General features: G+C 64.6%; 14 protein-coding genes. 6 read left to right on the top strand and 8 right to left on the bottom strand.

Annotation, left to right across the window (positions count from 1 at the left end):
• Window positions 1-115: 115 nt before the first annotated feature.
• A complete protein-coding gene (locus ACESMT_RS08715; RefSeq protein ID WP_372826178.1) occupies window positions 116-1,336 on the top strand; it encodes a nitrate/nitrite transporter in 1,221 nt (406 codons plus the stop codon).
• A gap of 1,444 nt (window positions 1,337-2,780) precedes the next feature.
• Here ACESMT_RS08715 and ACESMT_RS08710 read toward each other — a convergent pair.
• The 3 genes from ACESMT_RS08710 to argH form a co-directional block, all read right to left on the bottom strand.
• Window positions 2,781-3,305 carry a GNAT family N-acetyltransferase gene (locus ACESMT_RS08710; RefSeq protein WP_372826177.1) on the bottom strand — a complete coding sequence of 175 codons (525 nt, stop codon included), beginning with the start codon at window positions 3,303-3,305 and terminating at the stop codon, window positions 2,781-2,783.
• Window positions 3,302-3,565 carry a DUF1778 domain-containing protein gene (locus ACESMT_RS08705; RefSeq protein WP_372826176.1) on the bottom strand — a complete coding sequence of 88 codons (264 nt, stop codon included), beginning with the start codon at window positions 3,563-3,565 and terminating at the stop codon, window positions 3,302-3,304. Before ACESMT_RS08705 ends, ACESMT_RS08710 begins: the two co-directional genes overlap by 4 nt.
• Before the next feature lie 217 nt (window positions 3,566-3,782).
• The gene (gene argH / locus ACESMT_RS08700; protein WP_372826175.1) at window positions 3,783-5,192 is read right to left on the bottom strand and encodes an argininosuccinate lyase; all 1,410 of its coding nucleotides are present in this window, start codon (window positions 5,190-5,192) and stop codon (window positions 3,783-3,785) included.
• 279 nt (window positions 5,193-5,471) lie between these two features.
• Here argH and ACESMT_RS08695 point away from each other — a divergent pair, with 279 nt between their 5' ends.
• The 3 genes from ACESMT_RS08695 (at window position 5,472) to ACESMT_RS08685 (ending at window position 8,550) form a co-directional block, all read left to right on the top strand.
• Window positions 5,472-6,491 (top strand): sensor histidine kinase, encoded by a 1,020-nt coding sequence (locus ACESMT_RS08695; RefSeq protein WP_372826233.1) that lies wholly within the window; start codon window positions 5,472-5,474, stop codon window positions 6,489-6,491.
• The gene (locus ACESMT_RS08690) at window positions 6,488-7,231 is read left to right on the top strand and encodes a LytR/AlgR family response regulator transcription factor (protein WP_372826174.1); all 744 of its coding nucleotides are present in this window, start codon (window positions 6,488-6,490) and stop codon (window positions 7,229-7,231) included. The genes ACESMT_RS08695 and ACESMT_RS08690 overlap by 4 nt, the downstream gene beginning before the upstream one ends.
• A gap of 149 nt (window positions 7,232-7,380) precedes the next feature.
• Window positions 7,381-8,550 (top strand): AI-2E family transporter, encoded by a 1,170-nt coding sequence (locus ACESMT_RS08685; RefSeq protein WP_372826173.1) that lies wholly within the window; start codon window positions 7,381-7,383, stop codon window positions 8,548-8,550.
• A gap of 249 nt (window positions 8,551-8,799) precedes the next feature.
• On the opposite strand, the gene ACESMT_RS08680 is transcribed toward ACESMT_RS08685, so the two are convergent.
• Window positions 8,800-10,152 carry a histidine kinase dimerization/phospho-acceptor domain-containing protein gene (locus ACESMT_RS08680; RefSeq protein WP_372826172.1) on the bottom strand — a complete coding sequence of 451 codons (1,353 nt, stop codon included), beginning with the start codon at window positions 10,150-10,152 and terminating at the stop codon, window positions 8,800-8,802.
• Window positions 10,149-10,832: a response regulator transcription factor gene (locus ACESMT_RS08675; protein WP_372826171.1), complete on the bottom strand. Its 684-nt coding sequence runs from the start codon at window positions 10,830-10,832 to the stop codon at window positions 10,149-10,151. Before ACESMT_RS08675 ends, ACESMT_RS08680 begins: the two co-directional genes overlap by 4 nt.
• A gap of 74 nt (window positions 10,833-10,906) precedes the next feature.
• Here ACESMT_RS08675 and ACESMT_RS08670 point away from each other — a divergent pair, with 74 nt between their 5' ends.
• Complete coding sequence (locus tag ACESMT_RS08670) at window positions 10,907-11,605, top strand: phosphatase PAP2 family protein (protein ID WP_372826170.1); 699 nt, start codon at window positions 10,907-10,909, stop codon at window positions 11,603-11,605.
• Window positions 11,605-13,386, top strand: a complete 1,782-nt coding sequence (locus tag ACESMT_RS08665) for a phosphoethanolamine transferase (protein WP_372826169.1) — start codon at window positions 11,605-11,607, stop codon at window positions 13,384-13,386. The genes ACESMT_RS08670 and ACESMT_RS08665 overlap by 1 nt, the downstream gene beginning before the upstream one ends.
• 93 nt (window positions 13,387-13,479) lie before the next feature.
• Here the strand turns inward: ACESMT_RS08665 and ACESMT_RS08660 are convergent, their stop codons facing one another.
• From ACESMT_RS08660 to ACESMT_RS08650, 3 genes are all read right to left on the bottom strand, one after another.
• On the bottom strand, window positions 13,480-14,118 hold the full coding sequence (locus ACESMT_RS08660) for an ATP-binding cassette domain-containing protein (RefSeq protein ID WP_372826168.1): 639 nt from the start codon (window positions 14,116-14,118) through the stop codon (window positions 13,480-13,482).
• A complete protein-coding gene (locus tag ACESMT_RS08655) occupies window positions 14,115-14,363 on the bottom strand; it encodes a DUF3297 family protein (protein ID WP_372826167.1) in 249 nt (82 codons plus the stop codon). The genes ACESMT_RS08660 and ACESMT_RS08655 overlap by 4 nt, the downstream gene beginning before the upstream one ends.
• A gap of 185 nt (window positions 14,364-14,548) precedes the next feature.
• A complete protein-coding gene (locus ACESMT_RS08650; RefSeq protein ID WP_372826166.1) occupies window positions 14,549-19,357 on the bottom strand; it encodes a GH36-type glycosyl hydrolase domain-containing protein in 4,809 nt (1,602 codons plus the stop codon).
• Window positions 19,358-19,529 lie beyond the last annotated feature (172 nt).

Here is a 19,529-nt window from a genome sequence, read left to right as displayed (position 1 = left end):
GGTTTCTTAAGCCGGGCTGAAAGGTCGGGTGGCGCGGTTCAGCGCGCAAGCGCAAAACCCAGGTGCCGGCGTGCAGGGTCTGTTTGGACCGAAAATCACGCAAAGGAAGAATAACTTGCCGTCAACCGATTCAACGCCGCAGACCGGCGTGCGCCTGGTACCGCGCCGTATCCTTCCGGTGATTGTGCTCTCGCAATTTGCGGGCACCTCGCTGTGGTTTGCGGTCAATGCCGTCATGCCCGATCTCCAGGCCGCCTGGGGTCTACCGGCTGGCGCCGTGGGCTCGCTGACTTCAGCGGTGCAACTCGGTTTTGTTGCGGGCACGCTGGTGTTTGCGCTGTTGCTCGTAGCCGACCGGTTCTCACCGTCTCGCGTCTTCATGGTGTGCGCAGTGCTGGGCGCACTGGCCAACGCGGCCGTGGTGTTGCTGAGCGGCCAATATGCGCTGCTGCTGGGGCTGCGCTTTTGCGTGGGCTTTCTGCTGGCGGGGGTGTACCCGGTGGGCATGAAAATCGCGGCCAGCTGGTACCGGGAGCGGCTGGACGCGGTGATGGGCGTGCTGATAGGCGCGCTGGTGCTGGGTACGGCGTTACCGCATGGGCTGCGCGCGCTCGGCGTGGATGCCTCTGGCCTGGGCGCGGGTGGCCTGGCGCCGTGGCAGGTGGTGATTCTCATGGTGTCTGTGCTGGCCGCGCTGGGGGGCCTGGCCACGGCGTTCTGGGTGCCCGACAGCCCGGACCTGCCGCGGGGCACACCCATCACGCCGCGTGCCTTGTCCGTGATCTGGTCGGACCGGCGGGTGCGCGCCTCGGTGTTTGGCTACTTTGGCCACATGTGGGAGCTCTATACCTTCTTCGTGCTGCTGCCGCTGGTGCTGGCGACGCGGCTGGCCGGCGCCCAAGTCAGCGCGGCCGCGTTTGTGGTGATTGCTGCGGGCTTTGTGGGCTGCGCCGGCGGCGGCTTGTGGGCGCGGCGTATCGGCAGCGCGCGGGTGGCGGGCATTCAGCTCGGTGCCAGCGGCCTGTGCTGCCTGCTGGCGCCACTGATGTTGGCAGCGCCGCTGCCGGTGTTTTTGCTGTGGCTGCTGGTCTGGGGCGTGACGGTGTCCGGCGACTCGCCCCAGTTCTCCACCCTGACCGCCCACAACGCGCCCCGAGAAATCGCAGGCAGCGTGCTGACCTTTGCCAACTGCATGGGGTTCATCATCTCGGTGGTCAGCATCGAGCTGTTTGTGCGGGCGTCGCATACCCACTCATTCGGTTCTGTGCTGCCGTGGCTGGCGCTTGGGCCAGCGCTGGGGTTGTGGCTGTTCCGGCCATTGATGCGGAGAGTCTGATTCGCGTGTCCTGTTAGCGTGTTTGTGCCGCGCTTCTGCCCAGGCCGACCCAGCGGCGCTACAACTGCCCGCTCTGCACCCGCAAGCCATCGAGTCCGCGAAGGACTTCATGGCACGGGTGGTGCAGATCGATGCGCTGCTGTGTCCGTGCTGCCAGGTGGGCAGACTGCACGTGGTGCAGGTGCTGGCGGTACACAAGCGCGTGATTTTGCCCAACTCCCTCGCCCTCTGGGAGAGGGCTGGGGTGAGGGCTGACTCCGCTGTGAACTATTTTCCAATTCGGCCCGCAACTCGAGATGGTTGTAATGAAGGCCATCACAAAACGCCCATTGCTTGCAGTCATGGGCAGCAGAAATTCAGGTTCGGAAGAACATCAGGTTGGGCCATAATTTGAGTCAACAGGTTCGGGGCCGTAAAGCATTTCCTTCTGCTAGCAGACATTCCGGTGGTTGCTTCAGTCCAACGAGGAATACCTTCCGCGTATGCATATCGCTTTCGTTTCAAACATCGCCGCGCGGCAGATAAACGCTATTCGTTGGGCATCATCATCACAACTGTGGCTTTAGACCGCGTCACACGGGGGAGCCCTTCGCATAAACAAGTTCGCCATGTCTAGTCCGCTGCGGTCATGGAAGAAGGGAGAACTCCCTGTCTCGCCATTTGTATGCCTCTCCTTAGGCGCGCATGTTGAATCAGACGGACAGTTACTCCTGACCCGGCAGCTAATGGCGGACTCCGATATCGATCATGAGGTCGACGGTCTTATCAGGGAAATAGAGAGATTCCGAAAGACGGCAAAGAAAGAGCTGCGCACGCTTCAAACAACAATGCTCAGAAAATAATCATCTCAACAGAAAATTACAGGCGGTGGCAAATGCCTAGAGTCAAAGGCCTAATCTTTCTCTTTGTTGTTCTTCAGTTGGCGGCTTGCAGTTCTCGCGTCAGTTCAATCGATTCCTGCTCGTTTGAAGTCCAGAAACTTCTTCTTCCTTGGTTTCGGCCCGATGGAACACTTCCTAACGCAATCGCCTACAAACACCGCTCCGCAGAGCTGATTCAGGACTGCATGGCGAGCAAAGGGTGGGTTTTCAACAATGCAAGAGCTGAAGCCGAATTTCAGACTGGTCGGTCACCGGGTTTTTTTGAGCGGTACAAAGATCCTGCGAATTGGTCATTTACCTGGTTTGGACTTCTGTCAGATGCAAAGAGCGACGTTAAGCCGCTTCCTGTGTCGAAGCCATGACGCCCAATGAACCAGTACTGTCCTAAAAGACAAGTATTTTCGACCTCCCGGGTGTGTACATTTTCTTTCCTGGGCGAGCCCAGGGTTCGGCTATTGGCCTGTATGTCCGGCAAAAATGGCCTCGCTGGGACCGCTTTTCGCTTTCGACGCCCAAAATCCGACAGGCTGCTAGAAACCGGCGACATCTGCGCTCTCAGAGTTTCAAATCGTTTTTCCATGAGTCAGGGTTGCGCTGTTCAAACGCAGCATCAATGTCATGGGATGCACCGACGATGCTTGAAATCCGTAATGCTCATAGAACTGTTTGGCGCGGGCATGAAGAGCGTGTACCAGCAGTGCTCTGACGCCCGCATTTTGGGAAACAGCGACAGCCCGATTGACGGCGTCCTGCAACAAGGCGGCACCCAGCTTGATCCCATGGGCGCGCTGATCGACAGCAAGCCGCGCCAGCACCATCACCGGAACGGGGTCAGGCATATTGCGGCGCACTGAACTCGTTGCCATCTGGTGCGCGACTGCGCCGGCAGCCATGGCGTAGTAAGCGTAGATGCGCTTGTCCTGATCGGCCAAGACAAACGTGCGGCTGGCTCCGCTCAATTGGTTGGTCATGGCGCGACGCTTGAGCCACTCGTCAAGCACCGCTTCGCCGCACGCGAACTCATCGGGAAAATGGTCGGTCAATAGCGGTTGCGGCGCGCTCAGTTGCAAACCCGGTTGCAAACTCATGCTTTCCAAGGCGCCTTGACGGCCATGAGGCGTTCAAGCCCCAGGTTGTGGGTAGGTGGTGCATCGAGTAATTGGGTGAACTGTTTGAATTTGTCGGCATCCAGACTGAAAAAGACCTGGTCAAGCACGACGGACTGCGCTTTGTCGCAGGCGGCCTCGAGCATGAAGTCCGACCGATTCTTGCCCAATAAATTTGCGGCTTGATCAATCAGATCCCGCTGCGCGGGGAGTGCCCGCAGGTTGATGGCGGCGTCACGCATAAGCGTCTCCATTTTCGTATACACAATAGATATACGCATCATAGTGTCGTGTGTAGCCGTTGTCAATACGCCCGTATCGAAAAGGAAAAGCGTGGGTCAAAAAGGACGCGCCAGAGTTTGGGGTGAGTTGATCCTCGGCAGTTTGCAGCAGCGGGCCGCCGTGCTGCATTGACTGCGCCGTTCCTCTGATCCAGCGTGAATCAGAAAGAAATGACCGTTAGCCCAGCCGCGCCCGGTGCCGCGCAATTTGCGCCCGCACCTGGCTTGGCGCGGTGCCGCCCAGGGTGTTGCGCGCGTTGAGTGATCCGCGCAGGCTCAGCACGTCGTACACGTCTTTTTCGATCTTGGGGTTGAACTCCTGCAGCACCGCCAGCGGCAACTCGGACAGATCCACCGCGTGCGACATCGCTGCCTTGACGGCGTGGGCCACGGCTTCGTGCGCGTCGCGAAAGGGCAGGCCCTTCTTGACCATGTAGTCGGCCAGGTCGGTCGCGGGGGCGTAACCCTTGAGCGCGGCGCGCTCCATGGCTTCGGGTTTGACAGTGATGCCACCCACCATCTCGGCAAAGATGCGCAAGGTGTCTTTCAGCGTATCGACGGTGTCGAACAGTGGCTCCTTGTCTTCCTGGTTGTCCTTGTTGTAGGCCAGCGGCTGGCCCTTCATCAGGGTGATCAGGCCCATCAGGTGGCCGACCACGCGGCCGGTCTTGCCACGCGCGAGTTCGGGCACGTCGGGGTTTTTCTTCTGCGGCATGATGGACGAGCCGGTGCAGAAGCGGTCGGCGATGTCGATGAAGCCGAAGCTCTGGCTCATCCACAGCACCAGCTCCTCGCTGAGCCGGCTGATGTGAATCATGGCCAGTGCGGCGGCGGCGGTGAACTCAATCGCAAAGTCGCGGTCGCTGACGGCGTCCAGGCTGTTCTGGCAGACCTGCGGCTGGCCTGACTCGTCAACCATGCCCAGGGTCCGGGCGACACGTTCGCGGTCCAGCGGGTAGCTGGTTCCAGCCAGCGCAGCGGCGCCCAGCGGCAGGCGGTTGACGCGCTTGCGCACGTCCTGCAGGCGCTCGGCGTCGCGCGCAAACATTTCCACATAAGCCAGCATGTGGTGGCCAAAACTCACGGGCTGGGCCACCTGCAGATGCGTGAAGCCGGGCAGGATGACTTCGACGTTTTTCTCGGCAATATCGACCAGCGCTTTTTGCAGATCGGCCAGCAGCGCGGCGATCAGGTCGATTTCGCCGCGCAGCCACAGGCGCACGTCGGTGGCCACCTGGTCATTGCGGCTGCGGCCGGTGTGCAGGCGCTTGCCGGCGTCACCGACCAGTTGCGTCAGGCGTGCCTCGATGTTCAGGTGCACGTCTTCGAGGTCCAGCTGCCATTCAAAAGCGCCGGATTCGATGTCTTGGCTGATTTTTGCCAGGCCGTTCCGGATGGCCGTATGGTCGGCGGCGCCCAGGATTTTCTGCGCCGCCAGCATGTCGGCGTGCGCCAGCGAGCCGGTGATGTCAGCCTGCCACAGGCGCTTGTCGAAAAACACACTGGCGGTGTAGCGTTTGACCAGGTCGCTCATGGGCTCGGAGAACAGGGCGGACCAGGCTTGGGATTTTTTGTCGAGTTGACTCACGTCGGGCTTTCTTTGGGCTGCCCTTTGGGGCGACATCGGAGTGCGCGCGGCCGGGAGAGGCGCCGGGGACATTGGTTTTCAGGAAAAGTACGGGTTTGGCACTGGTTTCAAGGCTGCCGCAGGTGCAATACTAATGACCTTGATTTTATCTGTGTGCCCGCCGGCCCGGAAACCCTGCCTTCGGCCCGCAGAAATGACCCCCACCGACCTGAGCAAGGACCACCGGACGCCCCTGTCATGAGCCCCAAGCCCCATCTGTCCTCCTTTGGAGAATCCACCATGCTGGGCGGCGTCAGCCAGCCTGGGGACGAGCTTGTGCGGCTGCCTGCCCGTGTCAATGTTTTCGATGCCTGCAATGTCGGCGTGGTGCTCCGTGCCGTGCTGTTTGTCGAGGCGGTGGTGGGTGTGGGCAGCATGTTCGGCGCGGCCCGGTTTGTGGACTGGCTACTGCGTTTTTCGCTGCTGACTGGCGGTGTGTTGCCGGCCACGCTGGCCTGGCTGATCGTCGCTTGTGTGCTCAAGGCTTACCTGGCGCGGCTGGGGACACCCGCCCAGTGGCTTGCCGGCATGGCTCTGGGCGCACTGGCCGGGCTGTATGGTTGCGGCCTGCTCGCCATGATGGGCCTGCTGGAGCCAGCGCCGTGGTGGGCCAGCGGGGCGGCAGGCGTATTGCTGTCGTCGGTGCTGGTCGCGGGGCTGGCGTGGCGCGCCAAGGCGCGCACACCCGCGGCCACGGCGGCGCGGCTGGCGGAGCTGCAGTCGCGCATCCGCCCGCATTTCCTGTTCAACACCCTGAACAGCGCCATTGCACTGGTGCGGGCCGAGCCAGCCAAGGCCGAGGCGGTGCTGGAAGACCTCAGCGAGCTGTTTCGCCATGCTCTGGCCGATGCCACCGAGTCGGTCACGCTGGGCCAGGAGATCGCGCTGGCGCAGCGTTACCTGGCCATCGAGCAGATCCGTTTCGGCGAGCGCCTGCAGGTGCAGTGGAGCCTGGACCCCGACGCCAATGCCGCCAAGCTGCCGCCGCTGCTGCTGCAGCCACTGGTAGAGAACGCCGTGCGCCACGGCGTGGAGCCCAGCGCAGTGGGCGCGCAGGTCAAAATATCGACAGTGCGCCGCGGCAGCATGGTGGTGCTCAAGGTGACCAATTCGACGCCGGCGGGCGTGGGCGAACGCGGCCACGGGCTGGCGCTGGCCAACGTGCGCGAACGTCTGGCGCTGCTGCACGATGTGCAGGCGCAGTTCAAGACGGTGTTCCGGGACGGCATGTTTCAGGTGAGACTGGAGATACCTTTATGACGGCAACGCTCAGGGCACTGATCGTGGACGACGAAGCACTGGCGCGCGCGCGCCTGCGCACCTTGCTGGGCGATTGCACGGCGCCTGCCGCCTGCGTGGCGGCCGAGGCTGCCCACGCGGTGCAGGCCATGGAGGCGCTGCGCCGCGAAATGTTTGACGTGGTGCTGCTGGACGTTCATATGCCCGGCGCCGACGGCATCACGCTGGCCCAAACCATCGCGCAGCTGCCCCAGCCGCCCGCAGTGGTGTTTGTGACGGCTCACTCGGAGCATGCGGTGCAGGCCTTTGAGCTCGAAGCCGTGGACTACCTGACCAAGCCGGTGCGGCTCGAACGCCTCCAGCAGGCGCTACAAAAAGTAGAGCGTCTTATGCAGGCGGGTAAAGGGCCACAGCCTGATTTTGATGAAGGATGCCTGATCATCCAGGACCGTGGCCGGACCGAACGTGTGCCTCTGGCAGAGGTGCTGTATTTGAAGGCCGAACTCAAGTACATCACTGTGCGGACTGCCGGCAAGAGCTACATTCTCGACGGCAGCCTGAACGAGCTGGAAGACCGCTATCCCCGCTTCATGCGCATCCATCGCAACGCGCTGGTGGCGCGGCGTGCCGTGCGTGCGCTTGAAAAACACTTTGATCCGGAAGAGGGGGAAGGCTGGGCGGTCCGGCTCAACGGCATCGACGAACTGCTCGCGGTGTCCCGGCGCCAGCTCAGTGCGGTGCGTGAGGCCATCGCCGGTTAAGGCGCGGCCCGCGCAGTCGGGCCGGCAGCCGGTAGCCTGCCGCGCAGGCGTCCTACACCGGCGCCGCTCGACCTCTGATGAAATAGGTATACAACGATGGACGCCTGGTGACTGCGGCTGTTTTTGCGGCGACCCAAGAGGAGAACACATTGAACGACGACCATTCGCCTGACGCGACGCCCGCCGCGGCCGAGGTGACGACCTTTCCGGAACCCCCGCGCCTGCTGCTGCAGATGCCGGTGGACATTCGCAACATGTCGCTCATGGTACTGGCCGGCCTGGCGAGCCTCTTTGTGCTGAGCTGGGCCAAGGCCGTGCTCATTCCGGTGATGCTCAGCGTTCTTTTCAGCTATGCGTTTTCTCCGGTGGTCAACTGGATGGAGCTCAAGCGCATCCCGCGCTGGTTGGGTTCAGCGTTGTTGTTGTTCGCGATTCTGGGCGCTATCGGGGGCACGGCCTATTCCCTGCGGGACGAGGCAGTCGCCATGGTGGACTCCTTGCCCGTGGCGGCGCAGAAATTCCGCAATGCCCTCAAAAAGAGCAGCGGAAAGTCCGCCAGCGCCCTGGACACGGTGCAAAAGGCGGCGACACAGATCGAGAGGGCGGCCGAGGAGAGCGGGGCGCCCGGTGGCAACCGCGGCGTGATGCGCGTGGTGGTCGAGAAGTCCAGTTTCAACGTCAAGGACTACCTGTGGCCCGGCACCGTCGGCTTGATCGCGTTGATTGGCCAGACCATCGTGGTGATTTTTCTGACCTACTTTCTCATGCTCTCTGGCGATACCTTTCGCCGCAAGATGCTCAAGCTGGCCGGGCCCAACCTGAGCAGCAAAAAAGTAACGCTGCAGGCTCTGCATGAAATCACCGGGCAGATCCAGCGCTACCTGCAGGTGCAGTTGCTGACCAGCGCGCTGGTGGGCGTGATGACCTGGCTGGCATTGCTGGCCATCGGACTGGAGAATTCTGCGGTCTGGGGCATTGCCGCTGCGGGGCTCAACCTCGTGCCTTATGTCGGCTCGCTGATCACAGCGGCGGCCACGGCGCTGGTCGGCTTTCTGCAGTTTGGCTCGCTCAACATGGCCATGCTGGTTGGCGGCGCGTCGCTGCTAATCCATACCCTGGTGGGCAACCTGATCACGCCGTGGCTGACCAGCCGTGCCAGCCGCCTGAGCCCGGTGGCGGTGTTTGTCGGGCTGTTGGCCTGGGGTTGGCTCTGGGGTGTCTGGGGCTTGCTGCTGGGCATCCCCATCATGATGATGGTGAAGTCCGTCTGCGACCGGGTCGATGACCTCAAACCGGTGGGCGAGTTTTTGGGGTCCTGAAGGGCAAACACCCGGGTCGGGCTGCAGCAGAAATTCCCAAGAAAAAAGCCTGCAGGCCCTTGTCCCGCGGGCGCAAGCAGCTATCTATTTGATAGTGACGCATGCTGGTGGTGTTCAATCCTCAAGACCCGTTCAGGCTCTGCCTGCGCTGCGCCGACGCATCGACGCATCGACTCTTCGACAGGCTCAGGACAGGCTGACCCGCTGCGAACAGCGCTGCGTGTGTGACCGCAAAGCCGTATCACCGTGTCAAACGGCTCGCGCGTCGGCAAACACCACGCGGTAGCACTGGGTGAAGCCCGCAGGCGCAGCCGCCTGCTCAAACCTTGCGCCGTGAATGGCGGCAATTTTCTCCACCACGCGGTGACCAGCGCCCAGGCCTAGCGAATGGTGGCGCTGGACGCCAGAGGGTGCGGGGTCTGGCGGCGCGGTGCTTCGGGCGGCTGTGTCGCTGACCTGCAGCCAGCGTGCCTGCGGGTCCAGCTGCACTTCTACGCTGGTGCCGGCCGGCGTGTGGCTCAAGGCGTTTTCAATCAGGTTGCGCAGCACCAGGCCCAGCAGCACCGGGTGGCCCTGCATCAAAAAAGGCCCGGGGCTGAGCAGCCCCAGCTCGTGCCCGCTGTCGAGCGCGGCCTGGCCGAACTCCGCGACTTCGGCACGCGCGATGGCATCGAGGTCCAGTTGCTGCATGGCTTCAGCCAGCTCCGTGCGGCTGGCACGCGCCAGCGCGAGAAGGTTGGACAACACCTCGCCCGCCCGTAGCGCGTCGCGCTCCAGTTGCACCAGCAGTTGCTCGTGCGCCTCACCTGGTGCGGCCTGGCGCAGCGCGTGTGCCTGCAGGGTCAGCGAGGCCAGCGGCGTGCGCAGCTCATGCGCCAGTTCGCTGGCCAGCTCGCGCTCGCGCGACACTGCGGCCTGGTAACGTGCTGCCAGCGTGTTGATGGAGTTCACCACCGCACGAAACTCCTGCTGCGGGTATGGGGCGTGCAGCGGCGAGGGCTGGTGGATGTCCAGCGCGTCCACGTCGCGCGCCAGCGCGTACAGCGGACGCAGCCCGCGGTGTATCGCCAGGCCCAGGGCCAGGACCGCAGCCGGCAGCAGCCAGAAGCCGGGCTCGGCCAACTGCTCGGCAATGTCGCGGGCCAGGTCATCGCGTTCGCTGATGCCCAGCAGCACCGTCACCTTTTTTTCGCGCGCCGGTCCATCCCACTGGGAAAACGCGCGCCAGGCCACCGGCGGCGCGCCCAGCAGCAAGGTTTCAAAGCCTTCCCCCTGGCTGAAGGGCACGGCCGGCGCTTCGCCGGTGCGCAACAACTCAGCGCCAGCGGCATTCCAGACCACCACGCTCATGGACTGCCGGTAGTCGTGGCTTTCCAGGCTGGACAGGCCGGGCAGGCTGGCCACGCCGCCGCGCACAGCTGAGGGGCTGGGGTTCTGCGCCAGCTGCAGCAGCGCCACGCTGGCCAGGTGGCCGTCGGTCAGCTCGTCGGCTTCGTGAACCCCAGTCTGGTAGCCCAGCACCAAGAAGCCGCCCCAGACGCTCAGCAGCGCGCCAAATGCCCACGCCATCAGGCTCAGCGTGACGGATCGTTGCAGCTTCATGGCTTGTCCTCCGGAACAAAATAACCCACGCCGCGCAGCGTGCGAATGACAGCTTCACCGAGTTTTTTGCGCAGATGGTGCACGTGTACCTCCACCGCGTTACTGTCCAGCGCGTTGTCCCAGCTGTACAGCTGCGCCTCGATCTGCGGGCGCGACAAGACGCGGGGCCGCACCTCGATCAGCGCCAGCAGCACGCCAAACTCGCGTGCCGACAGCTCCACTGGTTGGCCGTCCTGCAGGACCGTGCGGTTGGCTGGGTCCACTTCCAGCGCGCCGGCCGTGATCAGCGGCTGCGCCCGCCCCAGGGAGCGGCGGCGCAGCGCGCGCATGCGTGCGGAGAGTTCGTCGGGATCAAACGGTTTGGTCACATAGTCGTCGGCGCCCATGTCCAGGCATTCGATGCGCGCGGCGACCTGGTCGCGCGCTGTCATTACGAGGACGGGCGTGGCGGCGTCAGGCAGCCGCGCGGGCGGCACCTGGCGCAGGCGCCGCAACACCTCGGCGCCGTCACCGCCGCGCAGACCCAGGTCCAGCAGTACCAGGTCAAACGGCTCCACACGCAGCGCCGTCCACGCTGTATCCACGCTGTCCGTGATGTCCACGGCCCAGCCGAGCTGACGCAGGTGGGCCTCCAGCCCGGTGGCAATACCCTCGTCATCCTCCACAACCAGTACACGCATGCCTGCATTGTGCTTGAGGAGTTCTTAAGCGGCTCTTAAGGAAGACTTAAGACAGGACGCCGAAGCTGCGGCCCATGCAAAGTTTTTCAAACCGGCAACTGACCGCATTCACGGCTGCAGCGGCGCTGGGGCTGCTGGCCTGGGACGTATCCGGCCTCGATCTCGTCATGGCGCACTGGTTCGGTGGACCCGGGGGGTTTCCGCTGCGCGAGCACTGGGTGCTGACCAGCGTGCTACACGACGGCGTGAAATGGCTGGCCTGGGCGCTGGCGCTGGGATTGTGCCTGGGGGTCTGGTGGCCGATAGGCGTGTTGGCCCGCCTGCCCTTCAAACGCCGCTTGCAGCTGGCGAGCACGACCCTGGTGGCCGCGCTGGTGATCAGCTCGCTCAAGACACTCAGCACCGCCAGTTGCCCGTGGAGCCTGTCAGACTTCGGCGGCGTAGGGCGTTACATCCCCCACTGGTTGCACCTGTTGACATCGGACGGCGGAAGCGGCGGCTGTTTTCCGGCCGGTCACGCGTCGTCCGGCTTTGCTTTTCTGGGCGGCTACTTTGCTTTTCGCCACACCGCGCCTAGAGTGGCACGTTACTGGCTGGGCGCTTCGATGACGGCCGGCCTGGTGCTGGGGCTGGCGCAGCAGATGCGCGGCGCGCACTTCAGCAGCCACACCTTGTGGACCGCCTGGATTTGCTGGTGCGTGGCCTGGGCCATGGACGCTGTGTGCACCCATTTGAATTGCAAGCCGCTGGACGCGGGCATGAAGAGAGCCTGATGACCTACGCTGCCCCGCAACCTGTTTCGGCCACAACGGCCCCAGCGGCCCCAGCGGCCATTGCTCGCGCGCATCCGGCGCGCGCCTTCACGCACCCGCTGTGGCTGATTCTCGTGGCCAGCCTGTGGATGGGCAGCGCAGCCAACCTGCCGCTGTGGCTGGCGCTGGAGCGCCTGTCGGTGTTTGACCGTGCCGGCGGCTGGCTGTTTGCGGCGGCGCTGTCGCTGATCATCAGTGCCACGCTGGCTGCCTTGCTGAGCCTGCTGGCCTGGCGTTGGACGCTCAAGCCGGTGCTGGCTATGCTGCTGCTGGCGGCGGCGGCCGGCGCGCACTTCATGCTGGCCTACCACGTGGTGATCGACACCACCATGCTCGCCAACGCGCTGCAGACCGATGCGCATGAGGTGCGCGACCTGCTGGGTGTCAAGCTGGCCGCCTCGCTGCTTGTGCTGGGGGTGTTGCCCTGCCTGGCATTGTGGCGCTGGCGGGTGGACTACGGCGGCTGGCCGCGCCGCGCCGCGCACAACCTGCTGCAGGCGGCGCTGGCGCTGGTGACGGTGGCGGCGCTCACGCTGGCCAGCTTCAGCCCGCTGGCATCCACCATGCGCAACCACAAGGAGTTGCGCTACATGCTCAACCCGCTCAACACCCTCTACGCGCTGGGCAACCTCGGCGTCGCACCGTTGCGGCGCGATGACACCGTTCTGCTGCCGCTGGGGCTGGATGCCCATGCCGCCTTGCCGCCAGCCGGCGCGCGCCCGCCGCTGCTGGTGCTGGTGCTCGGAGAAACCGCGCGCAGCGGCAACTTCGGTATCAACGGCTACGGCCGCGACACCACGCCCGGGCTGACACGCCAGGACGTGACCAGTTTTCGCAACGCCTGGTCCTGCGGAACCAGCACGGCGGCGTCGGTGCCCTGCATGTTTTCCGGCTTGGGCCGCGAGGGGTTTGAAGCACGCAGGCAGCGCAGCGAGGGCCTGCTCGACGTGATTCAGCGTGCTGGCATGGCGGTGTTGTGGTTAGACAACCAGTCCGGCTGCAAGGGCGCCTGCGACCGCGTGCCCAGTGTCAACACCGCCAACCTGACGCACCCGCAGCTGTGCCCCGGAGGCGAGTGTTACGACGGCATCATGCTCGAAGGCCTGGACGCGCGCATTGCGGCCCTGCCGGCAGAGCGCCGCGCACGCGGCGTGGTGGTGGTGCTGCACCAGATGGGCAGTCACGGCCCGGCCTATCACCTGCGCTCGCCGCCGGCCTTCAAGCGTTTTGCCCCCGAGTGCACTGACAACGACCTGCAGGGCTGCAGCAGCGCTGCGCTGGTCAATGCCTACGACAACTCGATCGCCTACACCGACCACTTCCTGTCGTCCACCATCATCTGGCTCAAGCAGCAGCAGGCGACCTACGAGGCCGCTATGGTTTACGTGGCCGACCACGGCGAGTCGCTCGGCGAGAACAACCTTTACCTGCATGGCATGCCTTACCTGATCGCGCCAGCCGTGCAGAAACATGTGCCCTGGATCACCTGGACCTCCAGCGGCTTTGCCCAGCGCAGCGCCCTGAGCAGCGCCTGCCTGCGCCAGCAGGCTGACCGGCCTGTCTCCCACGACAACTACTTTCACTCGGTGCTCGGCTTGCTGGGCGTGCAGGCCAGCGTTTACCAGCGCGCGCTGGATGTCTATGCCCCCTGCGCCGTGGCGCTCACCGATGAGGTGGCTGGCAAACGGCCGCCTGCAGCCGTCGTCGGGCTGGCAGACACGGTTGCAACCGGGGTTCGTTAACAAAAATTACCTGTAGCCCTTGTGTGACGGGCGTCAAAAGCTATCTATTTAATAGCAAGTGATGGCGCGCTAAAACCACATCGCAGGTGATCTTCAATCGCCCAGATCGATCAGTCCCGCCAGGCGCACTCCGCTGGGCGCCACGTGGTCGGCCACCACCCAGGCGCGCTCGGGCTGGCTGGAGGCGTCTTCCAGCAGATCCATCACAAAGCCGATGGATGCCTTGTCGAGCGCGGCAAACGGCATGTCCAGCAAGGTCACGGCTGCGCCCGAGGCAAAAGCCGCCGCCAGAAAGACCTTGCGTTTGGAACCGGTGGACAGCATGAAAAACTGCTTGAGCATCTGCGTCTCCAGCGCAAGTCCGTCCAGTACCTCGCCCAGCAGCTTTTCGTCAAACTTCGGGCAGCGGCGGCGTTGCGCCTGCAGCCAGGCCAGCGGCGTCAGGGAGTCAAAAGCATCGGTGCGCGGGTCGGTCCAGAACAGCTGCCCGCAATAGGCATCGCGCTGCTCATGCAGCGAGATGCCCCTGATCTGCAAGTGGCCGCCGTCCAGCGGCAACTCGCCCGCGAGCAGGCGCATCAGCGTGGTCTTGCCGCGCCCGTCGCCGCCGCGCACCAGCGTGACGCCGGGGTGCATGGCCGCCGACCAGTCGGTAAACAGCGTGTGATTCGGGTACGCAAAACACAGGCGTTCCGCCTGTAGCACCGGCACGGTCTGGCTGCCAGCGTTCATCGATAAAACGCTTCGACCTTGCCCGTGAGCTTGATCAGCAGCGGCTGTCCCTTGCGGTCCAGCGTCTTGCCTGCGGGCACCTTGGCCCAGCGTTCGCCGATGCAGTTTTCCCCCACATCGTGGCACTCCGTGCCGTTGACGCGAATGCCGATGTCGTGGTCAAACACGGCAGCGATGTGATGTGGTCTGCGTGGGTCTGCGCACAGGGGGTCGGGCAGGGCAGGATGGAGGGGGGTGTCAGTCACGGGTCTTTTTTATTGATTGAATATCGCGTGATTTTCCATGAGATTGCCGGTTTCCGCCAACCCGCAGCGCCAGATGGGCTTCGCACGCGATCCGGCGCGGCTGGGGACTTTGTGTAAAAAACCGTCTCTGGCCCCAATCCCTGTACGCAGACAGCTACTGAATCAATAGCAAACCAGCGCGGACATCAGTTCGTGGCTTGCACCAGAAGGCGCACCTGCGCCTTCAACTCGGCCAGCACGACAGCCTCGCCTTCGGCCACCACGTGGTCGGGCGTGAAACCGTAGTCACCGGCCATGCCGGCGCGCTGCCAGCGCAGCCTCACCTCACGCCCTTCAGGCAGCCGCAGCGTGAGCTCGAACGAAGGCCAGTGCGCGGGCAAACGCGGCGAAAGCGACAACACGCCCTGGCGTACCGACAGACCCAGCAGGGTCTCGATCGCCGCCCGGTGCAGCCAGGCGGCTGACCCGGTGTACCAGCTCCAGCCGCCCCGGCCTACATAGGGTGGCGAGCCGTAAACGTCGCCGGCCATCACATAGGGCTCCAGCTCGTACACCGGACCGCGCGTGGGGTGTTCGCTGCGATGCGCAGGGCTCAGCGCCTTGAAGCTTTCCCAAGCGGCTTCGGTGTCGCCGCTTTGGGCCTGCGCCATCATGGCCCATACGCCGGCATGGGCGTACTGGCCGCCGTTTTCGCGCACGCCGGGCGGGTAGGCCTGGATGTAGCCCGGGTTGTTGGCGGAGTTCTGCAGCGGCGGCGTGAGCAGGCGCAGCAGGCCGTCTTCACGGTCCACGAGTTGGTCGTTCATGGCCCGCATGGCGGGCACCGTGAACGCGTCGGACGATGCGCCGGAAAGCACCGACCAGGCCTGGGCAATCAGGTCGATGCGGCACTCGTCATTTTGCGAGGAACCCAGCGGCGCGCCGTTGTCAAAAAAGGCGCGTCGGAACCAGGCACCGTCCCAGCCATCGCGGTGCAGCGCAGCTATCCAGCCCGCGCGTGCGTCCAGCCACTTCTGCGCGCGGGCGGTCTCGCCGCGGGCCTGGGCCAGCGGTGCGAAGTCCTGCACCACGGCGCACAGAAACCACGCCAGCCAGACCGACTCGCCTTTGCCCTCGTGGCCGACGCGGTTCATGCCGTCGTTCCAGTCGCCGGTGCCCATCAATGGCAGGCCATGCGCGCCAGTGGGCAGACTGCGGTCGATGGCGCGCGCACCATGCTCGAACACCGAGGCAGTCTGGTCGCTGACCTGCGGCGTGTAATAGGCGTCTTCCGCGCCTTCGGGAATCGCCGGGCCCTCGATGAAAGCCACCTCTTCATCCAGCAAGCCGGCGTCGCCGGTGACGGCCACGTAGCGCGCGCTGGCAAAAGGCAACCACAGCAGGTCGTCTGAAAAATGTGTGCGAACCCCTTCGCCGCCAGGCGCATGCCACCAGTGCTGCACGTCGCCCTCGGGGAACTGGCGCGAGGCGTTGAGCACAATCTGGTCGCGCAGGCGGCGTGGCTCGACCATGGCAAAAGCCATCGCATCCTGCAACTGGTCGCGAAAACCAAAGGCGCCACCGGCCTGGTAAAAACCGGCCTTGGACCACAAGCGCGAGCTCAGCGTCTGGTACAGCAGCCAGCGGTTGACCAGCGCATCAAACAGCGGATCGGGGGTGAGGACCTCGACCTTGCCGAGCAGGCCGGTCCAGTACTGTTTGACATCCTGCAGCGCCTCACCCATATCCCGTCCCTGCCAGTCGCGCGCAAGCTGCTCGGCCTGCTCCGCATCGGGCGCATGGCCGAGCAGGAAGGCCAGCGTCGTGGACTGCCCGGCCTCCAGCGTGAACGTGCCTGACAGCGCGGCGCAGGGATCGGCCGCCGTGCCGGCCTGCTGGCTCAGTACCTCGGGCAGGACCAGACGGCCGGCCACGTCAAAAAATTCACTGCGGTCGCAGGTCCACTGCAGCGGGTCGGCCACGCCGACCAGCGACAAAAAGGCGGTACTCCCGCCGAAGCCGGCGCGGCTTTCGCGCTGTTGCGCGAGCACGGCCGGCTGGTTGGGCATCTTCCAGCCGTGCACGGTGCGGCGGTCATGGCGCGAGCCTCCCATTTGCCACTCCAGCATCGCCAGCGCACGCAGCCTGCGCGGCTCGTTGCCCTGGTTGTGCAGCGTCAGGTGCACCACCTTGATCGCCTCCTTACGGTCCACAAAGAACGTGGTCTGAGCGGCCAGCGTGCCGTGCCGGCATTCAAACACTGTGTAACCCTGACCATGGCGCACGCGGTAAGGCAATTGCGAACCGCTTTCGGTGGACGGGCTCAGCGCCAGCATTTTCTGCGTGTCCAGGTCCTGCAGCAGGTAGTGCTCGCCAGCCGGGTCCTGCAGCGGGTCGTTGGACCAGGGGGTGAGCTGGTGCAGGCGGCTGTTGGTGGCCCAGGTGTAGCCGGCGCCGGCCTCGGACACCTGGCAGCCGAAGGAGGCGTTGGCGATCACATTGACCCAGGGACGCGGCGGCCGGTGGCGGCTGTCTACCTCGAACTGGAACTCGCCGCTGGCTGCATCGAACCGGCCCACCGGGTGCGCCCCGGCGGCTGGTGGGACCGCTGCCGGGTCAGCCAGCGCGGCCGTGGGCACGGGTGCCGTGGCGGGTACAGCACGGCGGCGCAGGCCGGTGGCGCCCTGCAGCGCTGCCAGTTGCTGCTCCAGCGGACGGCCGTCAGCGGTGAAGATAAAACGCGCCAGGCCGGTCAGCGCGGCTTTTTCAGCCGGCGAGATTTCATACTCGCGCAGCAGGAAAAAGCCGCCAGCGTCATTGACCGGGAAGCTGTTTTCCACTTGTTGGCGCGTGTGATCGTGCATCGCCAGAATGCCTTGCTGCAGCGGCATCAGGTAGGAGTTGACTTCGCTGTTGAGGATCACCACGTCGACCACGATCCCGCCAAAACTCCACAGCGGCTGTGCGCGCAGCAGTGCATGCACCAGCGCCAGCCCGGTGTTGGAGTGAATGCGCACCAGCACGATGGGTTTGTCGCCGGACAGGCCGAAGCGCCAGAGCAGACGCTGGTCCAGCAGGCCCCGGTCGGTCAGCGGCCGCGTGGCGGTGTACAGCAGCGCAGTGGTCAGGTCCTGCAAGGCGGCATTGCGCTCCGGCGCAACGCTCAGGTCGCGCAGTCGCACCCGGGCCAGCGTTGAGGCCATGCGGGTGGCGCGTTCGACGTGCATGGGTTGCATGTATTTGTCGATGCGGGCGAAGAGATCCGTGCTGTTTTCCCCCGCTGCGGTCGCAAAGCTCAGGCGTGCCATGCCGCCTGAGGCAATGCGCACCCTGATGCGAAGGCCGGCCACCGGGTCCAGCCCGTTGTCCTGCGCCACATCAGGGGCGGTGTCAAGGGTGGTGTCGTGCCACGTCCCCCCAGTCAGCAGCGCGGGCTGTGCGGGCAGGCGGTTGCGCCCCAGAAAAGAGCGCCGGTCAGCAATGGAATCAACGGACAGCACATTAGCGTCTGCCGCCGCCAGGAAATGCGCCACCGCCATGGCCGGGTCACCTTGCAGCCGGGCCTTGCGCGTGAGCAGCAGGGCGTGCCAGGGCGCATGCCAGCGGGTTTCCACAAACAGGTTGGAAAAAGCCGGATGAGCTTCGTCCGCACGCGGGTCGGCCAGTACCGCTTCGAAACAAGATACAAGATCCAGCGTGAGTTCCTGCGCGGAGAGGTTGAGCAGGGTGACGGTACGGATTTCGGTGTCGTCTTCCGGGCTGACCAGCACGGTGACCGTGGCCTCCAGCTCCTGAGACTTGGCCTCAAACTCGACGCGGTCGGCCAGGAAGGTGGCCTTGTACACCCAGTCGGGGTGGGGCGCCGGATGGAAGGTCAGCGACGCCCCCTGTGGCTGGTCGGCCGTGCGCACATAGAAAAAAGTACCGTAGGCGTCGCGCAGCAGGTCGTCGCGCCAGCGCGTGATGTTCTTGCCGCGCCACCGGCTGGCACCGGCACCGTTGGCACGCAGCGTCACGCTGTACTGACCGTTGGACAGCAGCTGCGTGGGCTGCCAGCCGGAGGCCGCCGGGTCCAGCTCGCGAGAATGGTAGAGCGATTCCGCGCTGGGCGCCTCCGGCTCGGGCAGGGTGCGCGGGTCGACGCTTTCAATGATCTGGCGCGGCGTTTTTTCGTGCAGCAGCGTTGTGTGGGCCTGAATCAGCGGCGCCGAGCAGAACCAGCGGCGCGGCGCTTCGCGGCACAGCACATTGCACAGCGCTACCAGCGACATGCCCTGGTGGTGCGCCATGAAGGTGTTGACCACGCTGAAGGCCTGCGCGCCGGGTTGCCTGGCGATGGTGAAGTCAATCGCATCGACAAAACCATAGATGCCGCGGGCGCCGGCCATCTCGAGCTGGCGCAGGTTCTTCACAGCATCGGTCGGTCTGAACATGCAGGCCAGCACGCTGGCATAGGGCGCCACCACGCGGTCCCCCGGCGGAGTGCGGCGCAGTGCCAGCCGCGGCACGCCAAACGGCGCGTATTGGTAGGCCAGCGTGTGGTCCTGCCCAAAATACGCGGACTCGGAAACGCCCCACGGCAGATGCTGGGCGTGGCCGAAAGCCTGCTGTTCCATCACCGCCGCCAGCCCGGAAATATGCAGCAGGCCCTGCTCGGGCTCGCCCATGACCAGCGAGGGCATCAGGTACTCGAACATGGAACCCGACCAGGACTTCAGGCCGGGTGTGATGCCCACCGTCAGGAAGCTGCGGCCCAACGCCTGCCAGTGGCGCCGCGGCACGTCGCCCTTGGCAATCGCCAGAAAGCTTGTGAGCCGGGACTCGGAAGCCATCAGGTCGTAATAGCTGGCATCAAGCGCCTGCTCGTGCACGCGCAGGCCGATGTGAAAGAGGTGGCGCTTGGCGTTGTACAGGCCGCTGAAGTCCATACCCATGCACAGCTGCTCGCAGCGCTCCGCGATGGCGTGCAAAAGGGCGGCGTGTTCGGTGGCCAGATCGGCAGGTGGGAGCGCCACCGAACGCAGCGAAGGGCCGCCCCGAGCAATGTCAGCCCCCTCGGGGGGCAGCGAAGTACGCGAAGCGACGAGCGTGGGGGCCGAATTTTCCGCTGGGCCGCCCCAAGGAAAATCAGCCCCCTCGGGGGGCAGCGAAGTACGCGAAGCGACGAGCGTGGGGGCCGAATTTTCC

The sequence above is a fragment of the Polaromonas sp. genome (genome assembly GCF_041689105.1).
In the GTDB taxonomy this organism is placed as follows: domain Bacteria; phylum Pseudomonadota; class Gammaproteobacteria; order Burkholderiales; family Burkholderiaceae_C; genus Polaromonas.
Note: the sequence above shows the minus strand (reverse complement) of the source record. Positions and strands in the feature narration are given on the sequence as shown.